The following is a 21,124-nucleotide window of genomic DNA, read 5'->3' on the forward strand; positions in this document are numbered from 1 at the left end:
ATCAGGCCTCGACTGTAGACGGTGAACCGAGCCGCTCAAAAGAGCGAATACAGCATATCGGACTCAACCGGCGAGTATGGCGGCATGAACGCAAGTGCGAACGAACTGGCGGCCAGTTTCGATCTGGAGAAGCTGACGCCGGAGTTCTACGACAATCCCTACCCGACCTATCGTGCACTGCGGGAGAACGAGCCGGTCAAGCGCCTGCGCAACGGCACCGTGTTCCTGACCCGCTATGACGATCTCGTCACGACCTACAAGAACACAAAATCGTTCAGCTCGGACAAGAAGCGCGAGTTCGCGCCGAAATACGGCGACACCCCGCTCTACGAGCACCACACCACGAGCCTCGTCTTCAACGATCCCCCGGCGCATACCCGCGTGCGGCGCCTGATCATGGGCGCGCTGTCGCCGCGCGCGATCGCGGGGATGGAGCCTGATATCGTCAAGCTGGTCGACGGCCTGCTCGACGCCATCGCCGCCAAGGGCAGCTGCGAGCTGATCGAGGATTTCGCCGCCTCGATTCCCATCGAGGTGATCGGCAATCTGCTCGACGTGCCCCATGACGAGCGCGCGCCGCTGCGCGAGTGGTCGCTGGCGATCCTGGGCGCCCTCGAACCGGTCGTGTCGCCTGAAGTCGCTGCCCGCGGCAACAAGGCCGTGACGGATTTTCTCGCCTATCTCGAAACGCTGGTCGCACGCCGACGAGCGAAGCCCGGCAACCCCGAACGCGATGTGCTGACGCGGCTGATCCAGGGTGAGGAGAATGGCGAGCGGCTGACCGAGAAGGAGCTGCTGCACAACTGCATCTTCCTGCTCAATGCCGGCCACGAGACCACCACCAACCTGATCGGCAACGGCCTCGTGGCGCTCGACCGCAACCCGGATCAGAAGCGGCGGCTGATCGACCACCCCGAGCTGATCAAGACTGCGGTCGAAGAGATGCTGCGCTACGAGAGCTCGAACCAGCTCGGCAACCGCATGACCACGGAGCGGGTCGAACTCGGCGGCGTCATGCTCGATGCCGGCACGTCGATCACGCTGTGCATCGGCGCTGCCAACCGCGACCCGGCGCAGTTTCCCGACCCCGAGAGCTTCGACATCGCGCGCACACCGAACCGGCATCTCGCCTTCGCCACGGGCGCGCATCAATGCGCCGGCATGGCGCTGGCCCGACTGGAAGGAGCCATCGCGGTCTCACGCTTTTTGGCGCGCTTCCCGAACTACGCCGTGAGCGGACAGCCGGTCAGGGGGGGACGGGTGCGCTTCCGCGGCTTTTTGAGCGTGCCTTGCGCGATCGGCTGAGGCCTCAAACAAAAAAACGCGAAAACAACCCCATGCACAGTAGAAGGTTACCGGCGCGCGATGCGCCGGTGATCCCGCGCAACCATTTGACATCTCAAGCCATCGGCGCCGCTGGGCGCAACAAATTCCGGAACGCCTAAACCACCGTCTTGTGCCGCGCGATGCAGGTTTGCAGCACCTCATCCATCGGCTTGCTCCACCAGTCGTTGGAGAAGATTTCAATCTCCGAATAGCCGGCAAAGCCCTGCGCCTCGACCGCTGCGCGCACCGATTTGATATCAATCACGCCATCGCCCATCATGCCGCGGTCGTTGAGAATGTCCCTGGTCGGCACCAGCCAGTCGCAGACATGGAAGGCGAGCAGGCGATCCTGGCCGGCGCGCGCGATCTGCCCCATCAGCTCCGGATCCCACCAGATGTGATAGACGTCGAGCGCGACGCCGAGCATGCCGCTGCGATCACGATCGAGCCGGTCGCAGATGTCGAGCGCCTGCTTCGCCGTGTTGACGCAGGCACGGTCCGCCGCATAGGCCGGATGCAGCGGCTCGATCGCCAGCGGCAGCTTTGCTTGTTTGGCATAATCGAGCATATCTGCGAGCGCTTCCTCGACCTGCGTCCGCGCGCCGGCGATGTCCTTTGACGCTTCGCTGCCCGGCCGCGAATATTGCGGCAAGCCGCCGACGACGAGCACAATGCAGGGTGCCCCCAGCGCCTTGGCTTCGTCCACACAGCGCCGGTTGTCGTCGCGCACCTCACCCCGCCGCGATGCATCCGACGTGAACATGCCGCCGCGGCAGTAGCCCGATAGATCGAGGCCGGCCTCGCGCACCGCGCGGGCGGCGCGGTCGAGGCCGACGGCTGCGACCTGGTCGCGCCACGGGTCGATGGCACGGATGCCGTGCCTGGCACAGGCGTCGATGATTTCGACGAGGTCACCCTGCTTGCGGATTGTCGCCGTGTTGAGCGACAGCCAGCGATGATCGGACGAGAAATCACGCATCAGGAGTCCAGTCCGTGCGAGGCCAGCACCGTCTTCATCCGCCGCGTCGCCAGCTCAGGATTGGCAAGCAGCCCGGCCTTGTCGGCCAGCCGGAACAGCTCGGCCAGATGCAGCGTCGAGCGCGTGCTCTCCTGCCCGCCGACCATGGTGAAGTGGTCCTGGTGGCCGTTGAGATAGGCCATGAACACCACGCCGGTCTTGTAGAAGCGCGTCGGCGCCTTGAAGATGTGCCGCGACAGCGGCACCGTCGGCCCCAGCACATCGTGGAAGCCGGCTTCGTCACCCGCCGCAAGCCGCGACAAGGCGTAGGACGCCGCCGGCGCAATGGCGTCAAAAATGCCGAGCAGCGCATGCGAAAAGCCCTGTTCGTCGCCGGCAATCAGCTCCGCATAATTAAAATCGTCGCCGGTATACATCTTGATGCGCTTGTCGAGCCGCCTGCGCATGTCGATCTCGCGCTGCTTGTCGAGCAGCGAAACCTTGACGCCGTCGACCTTGGCGGCGTTGCCGTTGATAATGGCGACCGCAATATCCATCGCCTTGTCGAGATCATTGGTGCCCCAATATCCCGTCAGCGCCGGATCGAACATGTCGCCGAGCCAGTGGATGATCACGGGCTCGCGAACCTGCGACAGCACGCGGTCATAGACCTTGGCGTAATCGTCGGTGTTGCGGCCCAGCTTCGCCAGCGCGCGAGACGCCATCAAAATGATCCGGCCGCCGACCTTCTCGACCGCAGATATCTGCTCCTCATAGGCGCGGATCACGTCGTCGAGATTCCTGGCGTCCTCGACCGCGAGATGGTCCGTGCCCGCTCCGGAAAACACCAACGCGTTGCGTCGCTTGGCGGCCGCGACCGAGCGTGTGATCAGCTCCAGCGAGGTCGGCCAATCCAGCCCCATGCCGCGCTGCGCGGTATCCATGGCTTCGGCGACACCGAGGCCGAGATCCCAGACGTGCTCGCGGAAGGCGATGGTCTTGTCCCAGTCGACGGCGGCGGAGAGCCACGGGTCGTTGTCAGCGAAGGGATCGGTCACGGTATGGACGGCCGAGAACGCGATGCGGTTCAGCGGGCCCTCGAGCTTTGCGGGAAACGTTCGCGAGGCCGCGAGCCGGTAGGTCTCGATCGAGCGATCGGCCTTCGGCAATTTGAGCGACAACGACGACGTTGAAGGGACGGGCTTGGGCTGGACGGGCTTGTTCATGATTTTAGACCTCTCCCCGTCATTGCGAGGAGCGAAGCGACGAAGCAATCCAGACTATCGCCGCGGAGGCACTCTGGATTGCTTCGCTTCGCTCGCAATGACGGCTCAATAATATCGACACTTGTCCAATAGACCTCAGACCTTGATCGGGGCGACATCGATCCAGCGCCGCTCCTTCCAGCTCTTCAGCGCGCATTCGGCGAGCTGCACGCCCTTGACGCCTTCGAGCAGGGTGAACTTGTAGGGCGCTTCCTCATAGACGTGGCGGATGAACATCTCCCACTGCTCTTTGAAGCCGTTGTCGTAGCTGACGTTGTCAGGCAGCTTCTGCCAGTCGCCGTAGAAATCGTGCAGCCGCTTCTCGTCGGGATTCCACACCGGCCGGGGCGTCGCCTGCCGCGCCTGGATCATGCAGTCGGAAAGGCCGGCGACGGCCGAGCCGAGCGTGCCGTCGACCTGGAAGGTGACGAGATCGTCGCGATAGACGCGCGTCACCCAGGACATGTTGATGTGGGCGATGGCGCCGCCCTTGAGGTGGAACGTCGCATAAGCCGAATCGTCGGCGGTCGCCTTGTACTTCTTGCCCTGCTCGTCGAAACGCTCGGGAATGTCGGTGTTGCCGATGCAGCTCACGCTCTCGACCTCGCCGAAGAGATTGTCGAGCACGTAGCGCCAGTGGCAAACCATGTCGAGGATGATGCCGCCGCCGTCCTCGTCGCGGTAATTCCATGACGGCCGCTGCGCCTCCTGCCAGCCGCCTTCGAACACCCAATAGCCGAACTCGCCGCGCACCGAGAGGATGCGGCCGAAAAAGCCGGAGTCGCGCAGGAAGGCGATCTTCTTCAGGCCGGGCAGGAACAGCTTGTCCTGCACCGTGCCGTGCTTGACGTCCTTGGCGTTGGCGAGCTTCACGACCTCGAGCGCCTCCTCGAAATTGGTCGCGATCGGCTTCTCGCAATAGACGTGCTTGCCGGCATTGATGGCCTGGGTCAGCAGCCCGGGGCGCGCCTGCGTGGTCGCGGCGTCGAAGAACATGGTGTCGTTCTTGTCGGCGAGCGCGGCATCGAGATCGGTGGTCCAGCGCGTGATGTTGTAGCGCTTGGCTAGGGCCTCGACCTTCTCGGCGCTGCGGCCGACCAGGATCGGATCGGGCATCACGCGGTCGCCGTTCTTCAAGCGGACACCGCCCTGCTCCCGGATCGCGACGATCGAGCGGATCAGATGCTGGTTGAGGCCCATGCGGCCCGTGACGCCGTTCATGATGAGGCCGAGGCGTTGGATGGTCATGCCGATTGCTCCTGAAGTGATTTTGGCTGTTCGAGCGGGCGCAGTGCCGACCAGTCCGGATGGACAGACGTCGCAAATCCCGTTGTGTGAAGCGATCCCGTCAGGAGATCGCCGTGGTGAATGGAGAGCCGGATGCCCTGCCCGGCATCGGCGTAAAGATCCGGGTGCGCGGCGGCGAAAGCCTGGGCTTCAGCGGCGGGCGTGTCACCGAAGCCGTCGACGTAATGATGACCGTTACGTTCGGCATGGGTGATGCCGACGAAGGCGCCGAGCGCGAGATCCTGCTGCACGGCAAGCCCCGCCTGGCAGGTCAGGTCCTCGCCGGTGACGAAGAACTTCTCGCCGCCCGCGCTCCATTTCGCCGCGCGCGTCGCGTTGACGATGGATTTGTAAAGCCCTTTGCAGGATTTCGAGGAGATGCCGTGATAGCCAAGCGCCCGTGCCGCAGGAAACGCGTCGTAGGAATCGTCGGCTTCGTCGATGATAAAGCCGCGCGCAGCGAGCGAGCCGAGCGGCGACTGCCTCGTGACATCGCGCGGCATCGGCTGCTCGACATAGAGCAGCCTGGATGAAATCGATCGCAGCGCGGTATCGTGGTCGAGCCGGTCGATCAGTTCCTGCAACGCCGCGAGATCGGCATATTGCTCGTTGGCATCAAGCGTTACCTTATAGTCATGCTCCAGCGCATCGAGCTCCTTGCCAATGCGGGCCAGTCGCGCTGCATCGGCGACGGGATCACCCGACAGCTTCAGCTTGAAATATCTTGCACCGGAGTTCTCGCGGGCATCGGCAACCCCGCCCTCGCCTTCGACGGTATCGTCGAGGCCGACGGTATGCCTGATGGCAACCCGCAACAGCGGCTTCCGGCCGGTTAGAAAAATCGTGAGATCGGTTTCCTTCAGGTCGGGCGAAAGCCGCGCATCCATGCCGGCAATGTTGCCGGCCATGCCGTCGAAAAAATTGGTCTCGGCGGCGCGGAGCAGCGCGTCGAGGATCGCCTTGTCGATTTCCGCAGGGCCGTAAGCCGCGGCAAGCGCCGGAATGTTCTTTTTCGCACAAGTTGCGACCTGGGCACCGATGCACGAGGCATGCAGATCGAATGCCGTGAGAAATCCGGTCCGCGCGAGATAAAGCCCCCGCGCGATCTCCAGCGAGCGGCGCAAATCATCGACAGTCTGCGCCGGCGACAACTCCGGCCGCTTGTCGAACCATTTCGGCACCAGCAGCTCGGCGCTGGCACCGACCGCGCCTCCTCTGCCCTCGACCTCGATCTCGACGCGCACGAACAGCTGCGGCGTCGCGTTGATCGTGATCGCGCCGAAGCGGAACGGCCGCGCGAAATGCACGGGTCGTTCGAAGAACGCGATGTCTCGCAGCTTCAGGCGCACCGGCATGGTCCTAGGACGGTCGTCATGCCCGGGCTTGTCCCGGGCATCCACGTTCTCTCTCGCGCGGGGCAAGGCGTGGATGGCCGGGACAAGCCCGGCCATGACGCCGCGGAAGTTAAGGCTGATCCCATCCGTCCTAGTCCAGCGCCCCTTGCGAGAAAAAATGCTTGCGTATCCGCTGCACGAGCTCGGTGAAAACTGGATCCGCCATCACGTCCAGCGAACGGGGCCGCGGCAGCGGCACGTCGTAGATCGCGGCGACCGCACCGGGGCGCTCGGTCATCACCAGCACGCGATCCGCGAGGAATACGGCCTCGGGGATCGAATGCGTGATCAGCAGAACCGTCTTCCGGGTTTCGCGCTGGATCCGCATCAGCTCGACATTCATGCGCTCGCGCGTCAGCGCATCGAGCGCGCCGAACGGCTCGTCCATCAGCATGATCCGGGGATCATGCACCAGGGCGCGGCAGATCGAGGCGCGCTGCTGCATGCCGCCGGAGAGCTGCCACGGCAGCTTCTTCTCGAATCCTTCGAGCCCGACCATCTTCAACAGTGCCTTGGCGCGGTCGAGATATGTCTGCCGCGGCAGCCGCTTCATGTCGATCGGCAGCATGACGTTAGACAGGATGTTGCGCCATGGCAGCAGCAGCGCGTTCTGGAACACGATGCCGACATTGCCGTGCGGCGCCGTCACCTTCTCGCCCTCGACCAGGATCTCGCCCGTCGTCGGCGGCAGCAATCCCGAGATCAGCTTGAGCAGCGTGGACTTGCCGCAGCCGGATGGGCCGACCACGACGAAGAATTCGCCGTCGTTGATGTGGAAATCGAGCGGCCGCAACGACGGCACATCGCCGTCGCGCGTCCGATAGGTCTTCGACACGCCGGACAGTTTGATGCCCGACGCGTCGCCGGCAGCCCGGTCGCTCACCAGTCTCAGATGCGCGGCTGGCTGCAGGGTTTCACTCATGTTCGCCGCAGCTTTCACGAGCCGCTCTTCGGCAGATAGTCGTTGGAGTAGAACGCCTTCGGGTTCTCCTTGGCCTTGGCATCCAGCCCGCCATATTCGACCATCAGGTTGACCGTATCAGTCATGTTCTGATCGGTGACCTGGAACGGCCGCTTGGTCTTGGTCTCCGCGGTGCGGTAGAGCGGAATGGTCAGCTCAAAACCCTGCGTCAGCGTATCGATCTTGCCGCCCTTCGGGTTGGCATCCAGGATCGACTGCGCTGCCGCCTTCGGCTCCTTCTCGGCGGCCTCGACCGCCTTGGTCGTCGCCGACATGAAGCGGCGGACGAGGTCGGCATTGGCTTTCACATAATCAGTGTTGGCGATGATGCCGGAGGAAACCATGTTGATGCCGTAGTCGGCGAACTTGATCGGGTAGACGTCCTTGCCGGTGGCGTCCTTGATCTTCATCGACTGGTCCATGACGTAGCCGAGCAAGAGATCGGCCTGGCCGTTGATGACCGCGTTGAGCTTGGTCTGGCCATCGCCGGCAACGGTCTGGAAGTCGCTCTCCTTGAGACCGGTCTTCTTCAGGAACAGCGGCCAGATCTGCGTCATGGAATCGGCCGGCGTGATCGCGACCGTCTTGCCCTTGATATCCTCGGGCTTCCTGATGTTCTTGTCGGCAAAACCCATCGCGGACATCGGGCTGGTCTGGAGCAGCACGCCGGTCGCAACCACCGGCGCGCCCTTGATCGCGGCGCGCATCATGGTGGGCACGTCGACATAGCCGAAATCGGCGGTCTTGGCGGCCACCGCCTGCGTGGTCGCCGCCGAGCCGCGGCCTTCCTGGATCTCGAGGTCGATGCCCTCGGCCGCGTAGATGCCCTTGGCCTTGCCGTAATAGAACGGCGCGTGCTCGCCATAGACATACCAGTTGAGCATCAGCACGACCTTGTCGGCCGCTTGCGCCGGCATGGCCGCAAACACCATCAGCGCCGCCGAGACAGCTCCTATCCATCGCTTCATCATCACTCTCCCTTGTCGCTGTTGCGTCGGCCGTTTGGCGGCCGCTCGTTGCTTTGGTTGTTGTTAAGAGGCGAAAATCACGTCCTCGCGCTGGCTGACATGCCAGGGAATGACCAGCTTCTCGATCCGGTCCACGATCCAGAACAGGATGACGCCGAGCAGCGCGAGGATCACGAGCGCTGCGAACATCGTCGGCAGGTCGAAGGTTCCGATTGAGCGTTGCATCACATAGCCGATGCCGGAATTGGAGCCGACGAACTCGCCGACGACGGCGCCGACCACGGCGAGCGTCACCGACACTTTGAGGCCGGAGAAGATGGCTGGTAGCGCATGCGGCAGGTTCACCGCACAAAACACCTGGAAGCGGCTGCCCTGCATGGCTCGGGCGAGATCGACCATATCCGGATCGACCGACTTGAAGCCCTGCACGGCGGAGACCACCACCGGAAAGAAGCCGAGCAGAAACGCCGAGATCACCTTGGGAATGATGCCGAAGCCGAACCACACCACGAACAGCGGCGCGATCGCAATCTTCGGCACGGATTGCGAGAACACCAGCAGCGGATAGACGTAGCTCTCTACTGTCTTGGAGCCCGCGATCAGCATCGCGATGGGGATACCAAAAAGCGCCGAGAGCGCGAAGCCGCAGACGGTCGCATAGGTCGTCGGCCAGGACTGGCGCAGCAGTTCCGGCCAATCGGTACGCAGCACCGCAATGACATCGCCCGGCGACGGGATCTGGTAGGCGGGAATCTTGAACAGCCGGATCGCGAGATCCCAGGCCACGACGATGAACACCAGGAACAAAAACGGCCGGATCCAGGCCGCGTTCAGCATCTTGGACACCGCACTCTGCGGCTTCAGCTCAGCCACGTCTCACTCCCGGCAGTCTTGTTCGTTGCCGAGAAATTAACCCGTTGGGTAAATACTGTCCAGCGGTTTTCCTGCGACGTTTTGTGCGGGGTTCCGGCTGGATTGAAGACCGGGCCCCCAGTGTCGTCCTGGCGAAAGCCAGGACCCATAACCACAGGGTCAAGTTTGGCGAAGGCTGGTCGTTCGGGACTGGCACCAGGCGAGATTGATAAATCACGCGGTATGGGTCCTGGCTTTCGCCAGGACGACGATGGAGAGACTATCCCGCCTCAACAGTTGTCATCGCGCGAAACGAAGCGACAGCCTTAAACCGCCTGAGCCACCACGACGCGCGACTTCGGCGCCTTCGTCGCATCTAGCAACGCTGCGGAGCGCCCCGTCAGCGCTGCCAGCACGAGGCCGACCATGTGGTCCAGCCGCTCGTCCTTGGCGTCCTTGGCCAGCAAATCGCGACCGAAGATCACGCTGAGCGTCGCCGAGTTCGAGAGATAGAAGAAGCAGAGTCCCGCGATCGAGATGTAGAGCTGGACAGGATCGACCGCGACCTTGAAGTCGCCGCCGGAGACACCGCGCCGCACCACGGTGCCGATCATCTCGACGAAGGGCGAGTGCATCGACTTGACCTTGGTCGAGCGCTTCAGGTGCTTTGCGCGCGCGAGATTCTCGGTCTGGAGCAACGACAGGAATTCGGGATTGCGCAGGAAGTAATTCCAGGTGAACTCGATCAGGCGGCGGATCGCTTCGGGCGGGTCGAGATGCTCGAGATCGAGCCCGCGCTCCTCGCTGCGGATCTTGTCGTAGGCGCCTTCGAGCACCGCGAGATAGAGCTCATCCTTGTTGCCGACGTGATAATAGAGCATCCGCTTGTTGGCGCCGGCGTTGGCCGCAATCCGGTCGACGCGCGCGCCGGCAAGCCCATGGGCAGAGAATTCCTGCTTGGCGGCTTCGAGAATGCGCAGCCGCATCCCCTCGGGATCGCGCTGCCATTTCAGAGTTCGCTTTGCCTTCGCCAAACCGGTTGCTCGCTGGGTGATGTCAGGACAGATGTAACACGCGCGCGGCCCGCCGCATAGTTTCGTCATTGCGAGCCAACGGGTCCGCGCAGAGCGCGGCCCGATGACAGGCTCCGCGAGGCAATCCAGACTGCCACCACGGAGACAGTCTGGATTGCTTTCGTCGCAAGAGCTCCTCGCAAGGACGCTGGGAGAGACTGAACTTCACTCCACCGGCTTCGGCGAGCGCTCCAGCAGGACCGTCTGGATGCCGCAGGTGCCGTTCCTGACCGTCATGATCCGCGTGCCCGGCTTGCGGCCGTTGCGCACTTCGCTGACCTCGAGACCGGCGGCGATCAGGCGCGCGCGCGTGGCGTCGATGTCGGTCACCCGCCAGCTGAGGCCCCAGAGGCGGTCATGCAGGGAATCGCCGCCCGCGACGGGGCGGCGCACCACCTCAACGACGAGATCGCCGCAGCGGAAGAACATCAGCTGGCCCCAATCCTGGTGCGAGCGGTCGAGCGCCAGATCGAGCCCGAGCCGCGCACCATAGAGCGCGGCGGCGCGATCGGAATCCTCGGTGGTGATCACGACGTGGTCGAGTGCATCGATCGGCCCGATATCGGTCGCCGGCGAGAGCGGACGCTCATCAGCCAGTTCGAGGAAGAACATGCGCACGCCGCGCGTGAGCTCCGTCGCGGCGCGCGTCCGCTTCCAGTGCAGGATCGCGCCGCTCTCCGCGTCGCTGCTTTCGACCTCCGCAACCGGATCCGGCTTGAGCGCCACCCGCTCCAGCCGCCGGTGCATCCTGCTCATGTCCGCGACACGAAAGCACAGGCTGGCGAGCACGCCTTCCTGGTCGCCGAGCAGCGCGCGCATGCGGTCGGCGGTCACGCTGAAGCCGTTCGGCGCCATCAATTCGATCGTCATGTTCGCAAGAGTGAACAGCACCCGGTCGGCGCCCTCGCCCGAGTTCTGCCAGGCCGGCGCGCGCCCGAGCAGCGTCTGATAGGCCGCCCTGGCCGCACCGATATCCCTGACCAGTGCGACGACGTGATCGAGGCCGGTGATCATGTTTCCCCCTGTTGATGGCCCGGAACCGTGGACCGAGAGACGGCGTTTGTCCGGACTTGGCATTGCCCGGTGATGGTCGTATTCCGGCCGCATGCCGACCTCAAGCGCTTCGAGCGGCGGTTTTGCGAATAATTTCAGCGGTCCCTCGGCGGAACCGGTGTTACAGTAAGCGCGCCGGCCGGGACCACAAAGCGCATCACGGACAAGCAATGCAGGCTCTCTTCATCGGACAGACCTATATCGACGTCGTCTTCATCACCGACCACATGCCGAGCGGCGACGAGAAGCACGTGGCCTCCGACTACGCGGTTTCCTTTGGCGGCAATGCGGTGACCGCGGCGTTCTGCTGCGCCAAGCTCGGCATCGTGCCCGATCTCATCGCCACCGCGGCCAATGACTGGCTCGGCCGCATGTTCATGGACATGTGCGCGAAATACGCGATCTCGCTGCATGGACGGAAAGTCAACCAGTCCTCGCTGTCCTTCATCATGCCAAAGGACGGCAAGCGCGCCATCGTCCGCTGCCGCGACGACGACCACATCCATCCATTCCCGATGCTCAATCTCGGCGGCTGCCGCGCGCTGCATGTCGACGGCCATCAGCCCGATGCCGCGATCCACTACGCAAAAGTCTGCCGCGAGGCCGGCATTCTGACCTCGCTCGACGGCGGCGGCCTGCGTACCAACACGCATGAGCTATTGGAATTCATCGACGTCGCCATCGTCGCCGAGCGCCTGTGCGAGCAGATGGATCTGACGCCTGAAAAGATGCTCGATTACCTTAAGAGCCGCGGCTGCAAGATCGGCGGCATCACCATGGGCGAAAAGGGCCTGCTCTGGTACGACGAGACCGGAACGGTGCAGGTGATGCCGGCGATGCCGATTCCGCGCGAGCGCGTGATCGACACCAACGGCGCCGGCGACGTCTTCCACGGCGCCTATGTCTATTCCTATCTCGCCCATCCCGGTAAAAGCTGGCGCGAGCATTTTGATTTTGCCCGCGCAGCCTCGACCTTCAAGATACAGCGTCTTGGCAACGAAGCCGGCCTGCCGACGCTTGTCGACATCGCCAAGGTCAGGCACGAGTTCGAGGTCAGGGTCTAGCGTTCGCCGAGGTCTCTCATGGGGCGCGTCTTCGTCGCCGGCAGCATCAACATGGATGTGGTGGCGACAGCCGATCGCCATCCGAAGATCGGCGAGACCGTCGCCGGCAAGCAGGTGCTGTATTTTCCGGGTGGCAAGGGCGCCAACCAGGCGGTCGCGGCGTCACGACTTGGCGCGCGGACCACGCTGATCGGCCGGCTGGGCAAGGATTCGTTCGGCGGTGAGCTGAGGACGTTCCTCGGCGCGCAAGGCATCGATCTCGGCTCCATCCGCGAGACGGCCGAGGCGCACACCGGCACGGCCATCATCACGGTGGCGGAGGCCGACAACACCATCGTCGTCATTCCCGGCAGCAATGCGCTGGTCGGCATCGACGATATCGCGGCCGTTCCGCTGGCGAAGGGCGATGTCGCGGTCAGCCAATTCGAGATCCCGCGGCCGACGATCGCCGCGTTCTTCCGGCGGGCTCGCGACGCGGGCGCCACGACGTTGCTCAATCCGGCCCCGGCACAAAACATGTCGAGCGAATTGCTCGCGCTGGTCGACATCCTCGTGCTGAACGAGACCGAGCTCGGCCTCCTGGCCGGCGTGGAGTTGTCCGACAGTGACGCGGCTGCCCGGATCCTCGACGTCGCGCGAAAACTTCAGATGCGCGAGGACCAGACCATCTGCGTGACCATTGGCAAGCGCGGCGTGCTGGTGCTCGCCGGACGCGAGGAGATTTCGGTGCAAGGCCGCGTGGTGAAGGCAGTCGACACCACAGGCGCAGGCGATTGTTTTGTGGGAGCGCTCGCGGCGCAACTCGCCGAGGGCGTCGACTTGCGCGCCGCACTCGCCTTCGCCAATGCCGCCGCCTCGATCTCCGTGCAGCGCATGGGCGCGGGACCGTCGATGCCGACCGCCGCGGAAGTGATCGCCGTCCTCAATGCCGGCTGATCACGCCAGCGCGCTCTTCAGGTCAAAACTTTCGTCGGCGGCCTGCGCCGGGGTGATCGAGCGATCCAGGCCGAACAGGCGGCGGCCGAACATGTGGTCGCCGGCACGGTTGATGGATTCGATGCCGAGCAGACTGTCGCCCTTGTAGCAGAACGCCGAGAACGCCTTCTTGGCGGGGTCGCCGCGCAGCACGACGCGATCGTAGCCGGTGGTAAGGCCCGCGATCTGGAGCTTATCCTCGCCCTGATCGCTCCAGAACCAGGGATGGCTGTCATAGGCCTTGCGGTCGCCGGTCAGGCGCGCCGCGAGGCAGCGCGCGTGATCGGTGGCATTCTGCACCGATTCCAGGCGCTGCGATCCGCCGAAGCGCGGGCTATTGAACAGCGCGCAATCGCCGATCGCCGAGATATCAGGATCGGCCGTCGCGAGATATTCGTCGACGATGATACCGGCCGCGACAGGCAGCCCCGCCTCCGCCGCAAGCTCGATGTTCGGCAGCACGCCGACGCCGACCACGACGAGATCGGCCGGCAGATGCCTTCCGTCGCTCAGGGAGACGCCGGTGACCTTGCCGTCTTCCGCCTCGATGGACGTTGCCTGTACGCCGAGGTGAATGCGGATCCCGGCCTCGCGATGCCGCGCCTGAAAATACTCCGAGACCTCCGCCGTCACCGCGCGCGCCATCACGCGCGGGGCGAGTTCGAGCACATCGACCTCGAGGCCCTTGATGCGCGCGGTGGACGCGAATTCGAGGCCGATGAAGCCGGCCCCGATCACCACCACCCGCGTCTTCGACGGGATGATGTTTCGCAGCGCCTCGCTCTCGTCGAGGATGCGCAAATATTTCACGTCGGGAAGGTTCGCATTGGGCAGATCGAGCAGCCGGTTGCGCGCGCCGGTCGCCAGCACGAGGTGGCCATAGGGCAGCGTCCTGCCCGAGGCGAGCAGCACCTTGCGCCCGGCCCGGTCGATCGACACCGCGCGGCCCGCGACGAGCTCGATGGTTTGGTCCTGGTAGAATTTCTCCGGCCGGAACATCAGGCTCTCCGGCCCGGCCGCGCCCTTGATATAGGCCTTGGACAGCGGCGGCCGCTGATAGGGCAGATGCGCCTCGTCATTGATCAGGCAGATGGGAGCGGAAAAGCCTGCCTGACGCAGCGATGCCGCGACCTGATAGCCGCCATGGCCGGCACCGATAATGACCACCGGACCATCCGTCATCGGACAGCCCATTTCCGCAAGACACGAGCGTCACCCATGTCATCTCCTCTCGCGCTGATTTTGGCTTGCTTGCTCAGGAGGAGCCGGCGCTCGTGTCCGTCCCTTTGGCGAAGGCGGGCCCATTTGAGCCTATCGTTCCTGCTTGCGCAAGAGCACCAAGCGGGGATTGTCACCCCTCGCCTTCTGCGATTTAGTTCGAGCTCAGACCTCATGCCGGGGATTTTCCAATGACCGCTCCCGTCTCCCAGCCCGACGATCCAGCCTTGCTGCGGATCGATGGCCCGATTGCCACCATCACGCTGAACCGGCCCGCCGCGTTCAACTCGATCAACCTGGCGATTGCGCAAAAGCTCGAACAGATCGCGGCTTGCATCGAGGGCGCCGACGACGTCAGGGTCGTGGTCCTCGAAGGCGAAGGCCGCGCCTTCTCGGCTGGCGGCGATCTGCAGACGATCGGTGCGGCGGCTGAAGCCAATACGGTGACGCCTGTCGTCGGCGAGCTGTTGAAGCACTATCATGCCTTCATCGAGATCATCCGGCGCATGCCGAAGATCTCGCTGTCCAGCGTGCACGGCTCGGCGGCCGGCGCCGGCATGGGCCTCGCTTTCGTCACCGATCTCTGCATCGCTGCGGAGGATGCCAAATTCACGCCGGCCTACGCCAAGATCGGGGTGTCGCCGGATGGCGGATCCACGGTCGGCATCGTTAACACGGTCGGCTCCCGCCGCGCGCTCCAGATTTTCCTGGCCGAGGACAATTTTACCGCGCAGCAGGCCCATGAATGGGGCTTGGTTACGAAGATCGTTCCCGCCGCCGAGCTGAAGGCGGCAACGCGAACCCTCGCCGAGCGGCTGGCGCAGAACCCGCCCGCCGCGATCGCGGGCACCAAGTCGCTGGTCTACCAGGCCGCCACGACGCCGGTGAAGCAGCAGCTCGACGCCGAGGAGCACAAGATCATCATGGCGATGAACACTGAGGAGTTTCGCGCCGCCGTCAAGAAATTCACCAGCAAGAGCAAGTAGCTCTCACTGCGGACAGATATACCCCGTCCCTGCGGGCGACTTGAAGCAGCCGACCGACTCGGGGAGCACCTGCCGCGGCAGCCACAGCACCACGCTCGGGAAGTAGATCGCGGACGCGATCGTCCCGAGGAACACCAGATAGATCGGCAACGCGGCGCGCAACGCCTTTGCGAAACTGACGCCGACGAATTTCGAGGCCATCAGCAGCACCAGCCCGTAAGGCGGCGTGATCAGGCCGAAGGCCAGCGTTGCGATCAGCACCACGCCCATATGCACGGCGTTGATGTCACCGGCTTCCGTCAGCGTGTTGACCAGCGGCATGAAGATGATGATGGTCGGCACCGGCTCGATGAAATCGCCGACGATCGTGAACAGCAGCACCATCAACAGCATGATCAGATGCGGATCGTTGCCGGCGAGCGACGTGATGACTTCGGCGATGTAGCTCGCACCGCGCAAATAGGCGAGCATCCAGCCGAACGCATTGGCGGCGCCGATCGTGATCAACGGCAGCGAGAAGATCAGGCCCGCGAGGCAGAAATCGTATGGGATCTTGCTGATGTGCCCGCGGTTGAGCGCGGGAATCACGACGACGACGATCCAGACCACGGCCACGACACCGGCTTCCGTCGGCGTGAACCAGCCGGTCAGAATGCCTCCTAACAGGATCACAGGAATCATCAGCGGTAGCGCCGCATCGCCGGCCGCAAACACCACCTGCCGCAGCGGGGCGCGCGGCTTGCGCAGGCCGGACGGGCCGAAGAAATAGCAGTAGATCATCAATCCGAAGCCGATCATCAGGCCCGGCACGACGCCTGCCATGAACAGGCCGGCGATCGAGACGTTGCCGACGGCGCCATAGACCACAGCGGTGATGCTCGGCGGCACCAGCGCCGCAATCGTCGAGGCGGATGCGATGATGGCGGCGATGAAGGCGGGCTCGTAGCCCTCGCGCTTCATCGGGCCGCCCAGCGCGCGGCTCATCACCGCGACATCGGCAGTGGTCGAACCCGACATTTCCGAGAAGAACATGCTGAAGACGACCACGACCTGCGACAGGCCACCTCTGATGTGGCCAACGAGGGACACCGAGAGATTGGCTATTCGAACCACCACATTGGCCGAGCTCATGAGCTCGCCGACTAGCAGGAAGAACGGGATCGCCAGCAGTGCCTCGGAATCGACGCCGTCAAACACCTTCTGGATGATTGCGGCGAGCGAGACGTCCGACAGCAGCGCGCCGATGAAGACGCCGGCCAATAGCGAGAACGGCACGGGCACGCCGAGATAGCCGAAAGAGAGGAAGCAGACCGTCATCAAGGCCAGAACAATGGGTGCACTCACGGCTGCGCCCTCATCTGTACGTCGCTGATGACAGGAGCCCCATCGTCCTCCTCCAGCGGCTCGGGATGGTCAAAGCCGTTGCGCAGACCGTTGACGAGCTGCTCGATGGTGAAAAGACCGACCAGCACGCCCGACAGCGGAATGATCGCGTAGAGCGAGGCGATCGGCGTGCCCGACGGCAGGCGAAAACTGCCGAAGCCGCGAAGATAGTTCTGATAGCCGTACCAGATCAGGCAGAAGGCGACGCCGAGCACCACGATCCGGATGATGATCTCGACGATCAGACGCGGCGTGCCGTGCATCGCCTCGGAGATCGCGGTGAGATAGAGATGGTCGTTGCGCCGGGTCGCAGCCGCCGTCCCGACGAAGATGGCGTAGACGAACAACGTCGAGGTCACTTCCTGGAGCCACAACCAGGGATGGCCGATGGTGCGGGTGACGATGTCGGCGGTCACCGACAGCGAGAAGCCGAAGCAGAGCACGCCGCAGAGGATCATCAGCGCAAGCTCGAGCCAGTCAAGCCCGCGCCATTTGAGGTGACGTTGGCGCTGCACCAGCAGTTTGTCGGCGATGGTCATTAATGTCGTCCCGGCGAAGGCCGGGACCCATACCCCCAGCTGCGTGTGGTCAAAGCAAGCTGGCGGCTATCCTGCCCCAAGCTTCGCCGCGGCGTATGGGTCCCGGCCTTCGCCGGGACGACTCGTGGAGGCACGGACATTCCCGGGGGGCCTAATTAATCGAGCGGATCAAATCCTTGATCTTCTCGGCGTGCGGGCCGAGCTCCTTGGCGAGCTTGTCGAGATAGGGATCGGCGACCGCCGTGAAGGTCTTCTTGTCGACGTTGTCGACGATCTTCACGCCCATCTTCTTCAACTTCTCTGCCGCGGTGCGTTCGAGGTCGAAGGCCTTCTGCGGCTCCTTGGAGCTGACCTCGTTCCCCGCCGCCTGCACCCAACCTTTCTGCTCGGCCGACAGGCTCTGCCAGAGCTTGTCGGAGATGAACACCAGCGCGTTGTTGGCCTCGTGCTCGGTGATGTTCAGGACCGGCGCGACCTCGTAGTGCTTGTTGACGAGGTAGACGTTGATGCTGTTCTCGGCGACGTCGACGACGCCGGTCTGCAAGCTCGTGTAGACGCTGCCGAACGGCATGTGCACGGTCTGGGCGCCGTAGGCCGGGAACATGGTGTCCTCGGTCGCGGTCGCCTGCACCCTGATCTTCAGGCCCTTGATGTCGCCGACATTGTGGATCTCCTTCTTGGAGTACATGTGGCGCACGCCCTGCGACCCGGTCGCGATCACATGCAGGCCCTGCGTGGTCTCGTCGATCATGGTCTTGAGCGCGTCAAACACTTTTTGATCGGCCAAGCCCTTGACCACGTGGTTCTCGTCGCGGAACAGGAAGTGCAACGACATCACGCCCGCTTGCGGCGAGATCGTCGCCGTGTTCGCCGAGGAGATGATCGCAAATTCGACGTCGCCGGCTTTCACGAGCTGGAGCACCTGCGGCTCCTGCCCGAGCTGCGCGCCCGGATACTGGTCGATGATCATGGTGCCTTTGCTCAATTCCTTGAGCTTTTCGGCAAAGAGGTCGCCCGCGATGGAATAGCCGGTGTTGCGCGGCTGGTCGTAGGCGAAGCGATAATGCTTCACCTCCTGCGCCGATGCGCCCGTGACGAACAGGATCGCGGCCGTTGCCGCCAGCCCAAGCATGGATCGTGCAATCATCGTTTCCCCCTGTTTTAACGCCCGCCGCTTATGCGGTCTGGGCTACGCTTCCGGGTGATTGGTCACCCTCTCTTAGTTTTCTGCTCAGTCTTTCTTCCCAGTTCTCTGCATGAAATCGAAATCGCAGCCCTCGTCGGCCTGCATGATGGTCTCGTTGAACAGCCAGGCATAGCCGCGCCGCGCCTCGTCCGGCGCAGCCGCGGGTTTCAATGCCGTACGCCGCCGTTCCAGCTCGGAAGCATCGACGAGAAGCTCGATGCTGCGCTGGGCGACGTCGAGCCGGATCATGTCGCCGTTCTTCACCAGCGCCAGCGGCCCGCCGATGGCGGATTCCGGCGTAATGTGCAGCACGATGGTGCCGAACGCGGTGCCGCTCATGCGCGCATCGGAAATGCGCACCATGTCCTTGGTACCGCCACGTGCGAGCTTCTTCGGGATCGGCAGATAGCCCGCCTCGGGCATGCCGGGCGCGCCCTTCGGCCCGGCATTGCGCAGCACCAGCACATCGTCGGCGGTAACGTCGAGATCGGGATCGTCAACCCGGAGCGTCATATCCTCGACGGATTCGAACACCACCGCACGGCCCGTGTGTTGCAGCAGCTTTGGGCTCGCGGCGGATTGCTTGATGACCGCGCCGCGCGGAGCGAGGTTACCGTGCAGGACGGCGAGGCCGCCTTCCTTCTTGATCGGATTGTCGCGCGGGCGGATCGCGTCCTGGCCGGGCACGTCTTCCGCATTCGCCGCGACATCGCGCAGGCTCTCGCCCGTGATCGTCTTCGCATCGAGATCGATGAGATCGCCCAGCTGCGCCAGCAGTTTCGGCACGCCGCCAGCGTGATGGAAATGCTCCATGTAATGCTCGCCGGACGGCTTGAGATCGATCAGCACCGGCACCTCGCGGCCGATCTGGTCGAACACCCCGAGGTCGAGCCGGTGCGGCGAGCGATGTGCCATCGCGGTCAAATGAATCAGGCCGTTGGTCGAGCCGCCGATCGCCTGGAGCACGACCTGGGCATTTCTAAAAGATGCCGGCGTCAGCAATTCGCTCGGCTTCGGACCCTTGGTCTTGGCCATCTCGGCGGCCACCCTGCCGCTCGCTTCGGCAAGCCGAAAGCGTTCCGCATGCGGCGCGGGGATCGTCGCGCTCATCGGCAGCGACAGGCCCATGGCCTCGATCATGCAGGCCATGGTCGAGGCGGTACCCATCACCATGCAGGTGCCGACCGACGGCGCGAGACGGCCGTTGACCGCCTCGATCTCGACATCATCCATTTCGCCAGCGCGATACTTGCCCCAGAGACGGCGGCAGTCGGTGCAGGCACCCAGCACCTCGCCCTTGTGATGACCAACCACCATGGGGCCAACGGGAATGACCACCGTCGGCAGGTCGGCGCTGATCGCGGCCATCACCTGCGCCGGCAGTGTCTTGTCGCAGCCGCCGATCACGATCACCGAATCCATCGGCTGCGCGCGGATCATTTCCTCGGTATCCATCGCCATCAGATTGCGCAGATACATCGAGGTCGGATGCGCAAAGCTCTCCGCGATCGAGATCGTCGGGAACACGAACGGCATCGCGCCCGACAGCATCACGCCGCGCTTGGCGGCCTCGATGATCTGCGGGACGTTGCCGTGGCAAGGATTGTAGTCGCTGTAGGTGTTGGTGATGCCGACGATCGGGCGCTCCAGCGCGTCATCGGAATAGCCCATGGCCTTGATGAACGCCTTGCGCAGGAACAGCGAGAAGCCGGCATCGCCATAGCTCGTCAGCCCTTTGCGCAACCCACTCGTCATCACACCACTCCCATGACCGGGTCATTGTCGTACATCCTGCCCCTTGATTGTCAATAAGGCAGACGCCAAACCTGCCACTTTCCGGACCGCCGCACTGGTAAAATGACTAGATTATTGACAATCCGAGCCTTCCCTGCTCCACAGGACGGACCGGCCACGCGCCGGAAGGCCGAGGGCATGTCCGACACTCACACCGCAGACGCCATCACGATCCGGCGCGACGATCCGGACGACATCGTCGCGCGGCTCGAGGAGGACATCATCTTCGGCCGCCTCGCGCCCGGCGCGCGCCTGACCGAGGACGCGCTGATGTCGGCTTACGGCACCTCGCGGCACTTCGTGCGCCAGGCGCTGGTGGATGCGGAGCGCCGCGGCATCGTCCGCCGCGAGAAGAATGTCGGCGCCACCGTGCGTTTCTATTCGGCCGAAGAGGTGCGGCAGATCTACGAGGTGCGTGAGATGCTGACGCGACAGGCGGCGCTGATGATCTCCCTGCCCGCACAGCAAGGCCTGATCGACGAGCTCTCCGCATTACAGCGGCAATATTGCGCGAGAGCGGATTTGCAGGACCTGCGCGGCATCCACGAGGCCAACGATGCCTTCCACCTCGCTCTGTTCTCGGCCTGCGGCAATCCCTATCTGGTGCGCTCGCTCCAGGACTACATGAACCTCACGCTGCCGATGCGCGCCAAGAACCTCGCCGACCGAGACGGCCTCGCGCAATCACGGCGCCAGCACGAGCTGATGATCGAGCTGTTGAAAGGCCGCGACAGCTGGGCGCTGGCCCAGCTCTGTGTCGATCATATGCGATTCAGCAAGATGGACTATCTGGCGCGGATTGCGGGTGAGGCTGAGCGCTAGCGCTTTTGTCCATCCGCCCG

At 63.8% G+C, this 21,124-nt stretch carries 19 protein-coding genes; 5 read left to right on the forward strand and 14 right to left on the reverse strand.

The annotated features are described in order from the left end of the window. The first annotated feature begins 84 nt into the window (after positions 1 to 84). The gene (locus ABIC03_RS06725) at positions 85 to 1,305 is read left to right on the forward strand and encodes a cytochrome P450 (protein WP_354056544.1); all 1,221 of its coding nucleotides are present in this window, start codon (positions 85 to 87) and stop codon (positions 1,303 to 1,305) included. Positions 1,306 to 1,441: 136 nt separating this feature from the next. On the opposite strand, the gene ABIC03_RS06730 is transcribed toward ABIC03_RS06725, so the two are convergent. From ABIC03_RS06730 to ABIC03_RS06770, 9 genes are all read right to left on the reverse strand, one after another. Continuing rightward, entirely contained in the window at positions 1,442 to 2,305 is an 864-nt protein-coding gene (locus ABIC03_RS06730) for a sugar phosphate isomerase/epimerase family protein (protein WP_354056546.1), read from the reverse strand. After that, positions 2,305 to 3,510: a dihydrodipicolinate synthase family protein gene (locus tag ABIC03_RS06735; RefSeq protein WP_354056548.1), complete on the reverse strand. Its 1,206-nt coding sequence runs from the start codon at positions 3,508 to 3,510 to the stop codon at positions 2,305 to 2,307. The genes ABIC03_RS06730 and ABIC03_RS06735 overlap by 1 nt, the downstream gene beginning before the upstream one ends. Before the next feature lie 135 nt (positions 3,511 to 3,645). Continuing rightward, positions 3,646 to 4,797: a Gfo/Idh/MocA family protein gene (locus ABIC03_RS06740; RefSeq protein ID WP_354056550.1), complete on the reverse strand. Its 1,152-nt coding sequence runs from the start codon at positions 4,795 to 4,797 to the stop codon at positions 3,646 to 3,648. Beyond that, positions 4,794 to 6,191 (reverse strand): enolase-like domain-containing protein, encoded by a 1,398-nt coding sequence (locus ABIC03_RS06745; protein WP_354057523.1) that lies wholly within the window; start codon positions 6,189 to 6,191, stop codon positions 4,794 to 4,796. The genes ABIC03_RS06740 and ABIC03_RS06745 overlap by 4 nt, the downstream gene beginning before the upstream one ends. Before the next feature lie 130 nt (positions 6,192 to 6,321). Continuing rightward, positions 6,322 to 7,152: an ABC transporter ATP-binding protein gene (locus tag ABIC03_RS06750; RefSeq protein WP_275170473.1), complete on the reverse strand. Its 831-nt coding sequence runs from the start codon at positions 7,150 to 7,152 to the stop codon at positions 6,322 to 6,324. A gap of 14 nt (positions 7,153 to 7,166) precedes the next feature. Then, complete coding sequence (locus ABIC03_RS06755; RefSeq protein ID WP_354056553.1) at positions 7,167 to 8,159, reverse strand: ABC transporter substrate-binding protein; 993 nt, start codon at positions 8,157 to 8,159, stop codon at positions 7,167 to 7,169. A gap of 63 nt (positions 8,160 to 8,222) precedes the next feature. After that, positions 8,223 to 9,032: an ABC transporter permease gene (locus tag ABIC03_RS06760; protein ID WP_007593901.1), complete on the reverse strand. Its 810-nt coding sequence runs from the start codon at positions 9,030 to 9,032 to the stop codon at positions 8,223 to 8,225. Between the two features lie 305 nt (positions 9,033 to 9,337). Next, positions 9,338 to 10,045 (reverse strand): TetR family transcriptional regulator, encoded by a 708-nt coding sequence (locus ABIC03_RS06765; protein ID WP_354056555.1) that lies wholly within the window; start codon positions 10,043 to 10,045, stop codon positions 9,338 to 9,340. Between the two features lie 204 nt (positions 10,046 to 10,249). Then, positions 10,250 to 11,098, reverse strand: a complete 849-nt coding sequence (locus ABIC03_RS06770) for a VOC family protein (RefSeq protein ID WP_275170470.1) — start codon at positions 11,096 to 11,098, stop codon at positions 10,250 to 10,252. A gap of 209 nt (positions 11,099 to 11,307) precedes the next feature. Between ABIC03_RS06770 and ABIC03_RS06775 the strand changes: the two genes are divergently transcribed. Beyond that, entirely contained in the window at positions 11,308 to 12,201 is an 894-nt protein-coding gene (locus ABIC03_RS06775; RefSeq protein ID WP_275170469.1) for a sugar kinase, read from the forward strand. Positions 12,202 to 12,219: 18 nt separating this feature from the next. Beyond that, on the forward strand, positions 12,220 to 13,137 hold the full coding sequence (locus ABIC03_RS06780) for a ribokinase (RefSeq protein ID WP_354056558.1): 918 nt from the start codon (positions 12,220 to 12,222) through the stop codon (positions 13,135 to 13,137). Here ABIC03_RS06780 and ABIC03_RS06785 read toward each other — a convergent pair whose 3' ends face one another. Next, positions 13,138 to 14,358 carry an NAD(P)/FAD-dependent oxidoreductase gene (locus ABIC03_RS06785; protein ID WP_354056559.1) on the reverse strand — a complete coding sequence of 407 codons (1,221 nt, stop codon included), beginning with the start codon at positions 14,356 to 14,358 and terminating at the stop codon, positions 13,138 to 13,140. 227 nt (positions 14,359 to 14,585) lie between these two features. Between ABIC03_RS06785 and ABIC03_RS06790 the strand changes: the two genes are divergently transcribed. Next, positions 14,586 to 15,380, forward strand: coding sequence for an enoyl-CoA hydratase/isomerase family protein (locus ABIC03_RS06790; protein ID WP_354056561.1), 795 nt, complete (start codon positions 14,586 to 14,588; stop codon positions 15,378 to 15,380). 3 nt (positions 15,381 to 15,383) lie between these two features. Here the strand turns inward: ABIC03_RS06790 and ABIC03_RS06795 are convergent, their stop codons facing one another. The 4 genes from ABIC03_RS06795 to ABIC03_RS06810 all read right to left on the reverse strand — a co-directional run bounded on the left by ABIC03_RS06795 (position 15,384) and on the right by ABIC03_RS06810 (position 20,243). After that, positions 15,384 to 16,724, reverse strand: a complete 1,341-nt coding sequence (locus tag ABIC03_RS06795; RefSeq protein WP_354056563.1) for a TRAP transporter large permease — start codon at positions 16,722 to 16,724, stop codon at positions 15,384 to 15,386. Continuing rightward, positions 16,721 to 17,302: a TRAP transporter small permease gene (locus ABIC03_RS06800; protein ID WP_354056565.1), complete on the reverse strand. Its 582-nt coding sequence runs from the start codon at positions 17,300 to 17,302 to the stop codon at positions 16,721 to 16,723. Before ABIC03_RS06800 ends, ABIC03_RS06795 begins: the two co-directional genes overlap by 4 nt. A gap of 151 nt (positions 17,303 to 17,453) precedes the next feature. Further along, positions 17,454 to 18,449: a TRAP transporter substrate-binding protein gene (locus ABIC03_RS06805; protein ID WP_354056567.1), complete on the reverse strand. Its 996-nt coding sequence runs from the start codon at positions 18,447 to 18,449 to the stop codon at positions 17,454 to 17,456. A gap of 84 nt (positions 18,450 to 18,533) precedes the next feature. Further along, positions 18,534 to 20,243: an IlvD/Edd family dehydratase gene (locus ABIC03_RS06810; protein WP_354056569.1), complete on the reverse strand. Its 1,710-nt coding sequence runs from the start codon at positions 20,241 to 20,243 to the stop codon at positions 18,534 to 18,536. Positions 20,244 to 20,420: 177 nt separating this feature from the next. Here ABIC03_RS06810 and ABIC03_RS06815 point away from each other — a divergent pair, with 177 nt between their 5' ends. Next, a complete protein-coding gene (locus tag ABIC03_RS06815; protein ID WP_354056571.1) occupies positions 20,421 to 21,104 on the forward strand; it encodes a GntR family transcriptional regulator in 684 nt (227 codons plus the stop codon). Positions 21,105 to 21,124 lie beyond the last annotated feature (20 nt).

This window comes from Bradyrhizobium sp. RT6a (assembly GCF_040547675.1).
In the GTDB taxonomy this organism is placed as follows: Bacteria; Pseudomonadota; Alphaproteobacteria; order Rhizobiales; family Xanthobacteraceae; genus Bradyrhizobium.

Coding starts and splice junctions, on each gene's coding strand:
- ABIC03_RS06725 (WP_354056544.1), top strand. CDS start 85: ATGAACGCAAGTGCGAACGAACTGGCGGCCAGTTTCGATCTGGAGAAG.
- ABIC03_RS06730 (WP_354056546.1), bottom strand. CDS start 2,305: ATGCGTGATTTCTCGTCCGATCATCGCTGGCTGTCGCTCAACACGGCG.
- ABIC03_RS06735 (WP_354056548.1), bottom strand. CDS start 3,510: ATGAACAAGCCCGTCCAGCCCAAGCCCGTCCCTTCAACGTCGTCGTTG.
- ABIC03_RS06740 (WP_354056550.1), bottom strand. CDS start 4,797: ATGACCATCCAACGCCTCGGCCTCATCATGAACGGCGTCACGGGCCGC.
- ABIC03_RS06745 (WP_354057523.1), bottom strand. CDS start 6,191: ATGCCGGTGCGCCTGAAGCTGCGAGACATCGCGTTCTTCGAACGACCC.
- ABIC03_RS06750 (WP_275170473.1), bottom strand. CDS start 7,152: ATGAGTGAAACCCTGCAGCCAGCCGCGCATCTGAGACTGGTGAGCGAC.
- ABIC03_RS06755 (WP_354056553.1), bottom strand. CDS start 8,159: ATGAAGCGATGGATAGGAGCTGTCTCGGCGGCGCTGATGGTGTTTGCG.
- ABIC03_RS06770 (WP_275170470.1), bottom strand. CDS start 11,098: ATGATCACCGGCCTCGATCACGTCGTCGCACTGGTCAGGGATATCGGT.
- ABIC03_RS06775 (WP_275170469.1), top strand. CDS start 11,308: ATGCAGGCTCTCTTCATCGGACAGACCTATATCGACGTCGTCTTCATC.
- ABIC03_RS06780 (WP_354056558.1), top strand. CDS start 12,220: ATGGGGCGCGTCTTCGTCGCCGGCAGCATCAACATGGATGTGGTGGCG.
- ABIC03_RS06785 (WP_354056559.1), bottom strand. CDS start 14,358: ATGACGGATGGTCCGGTGGTCATTATCGGTGCCGGCCATGGCGGCTAT.
- ABIC03_RS06790 (WP_354056561.1), top strand. CDS start 14,586: ATGACCGCTCCCGTCTCCCAGCCCGACGATCCAGCCTTGCTGCGGATC.
- ABIC03_RS06800 (WP_354056565.1), bottom strand. CDS start 17,302: ATGACCATCGCCGACAAACTGCTGGTGCAGCGCCAACGTCACCTCAAA.
- ABIC03_RS06805 (WP_354056567.1), bottom strand. CDS start 18,449: ATGATTGCACGATCCATGCTTGGGCTGGCGGCAACGGCCGCGATCCTG.
- ABIC03_RS06810 (WP_354056569.1), bottom strand. CDS start 20,243: ATGACGAGTGGGTTGCGCAAAGGGCTGACGAGCTATGGCGATGCCGGC.
- ABIC03_RS06815 (WP_354056571.1), top strand. CDS start 20,421: ATGTCCGACACTCACACCGCAGACGCCATCACGATCCGGCGCGACGAT.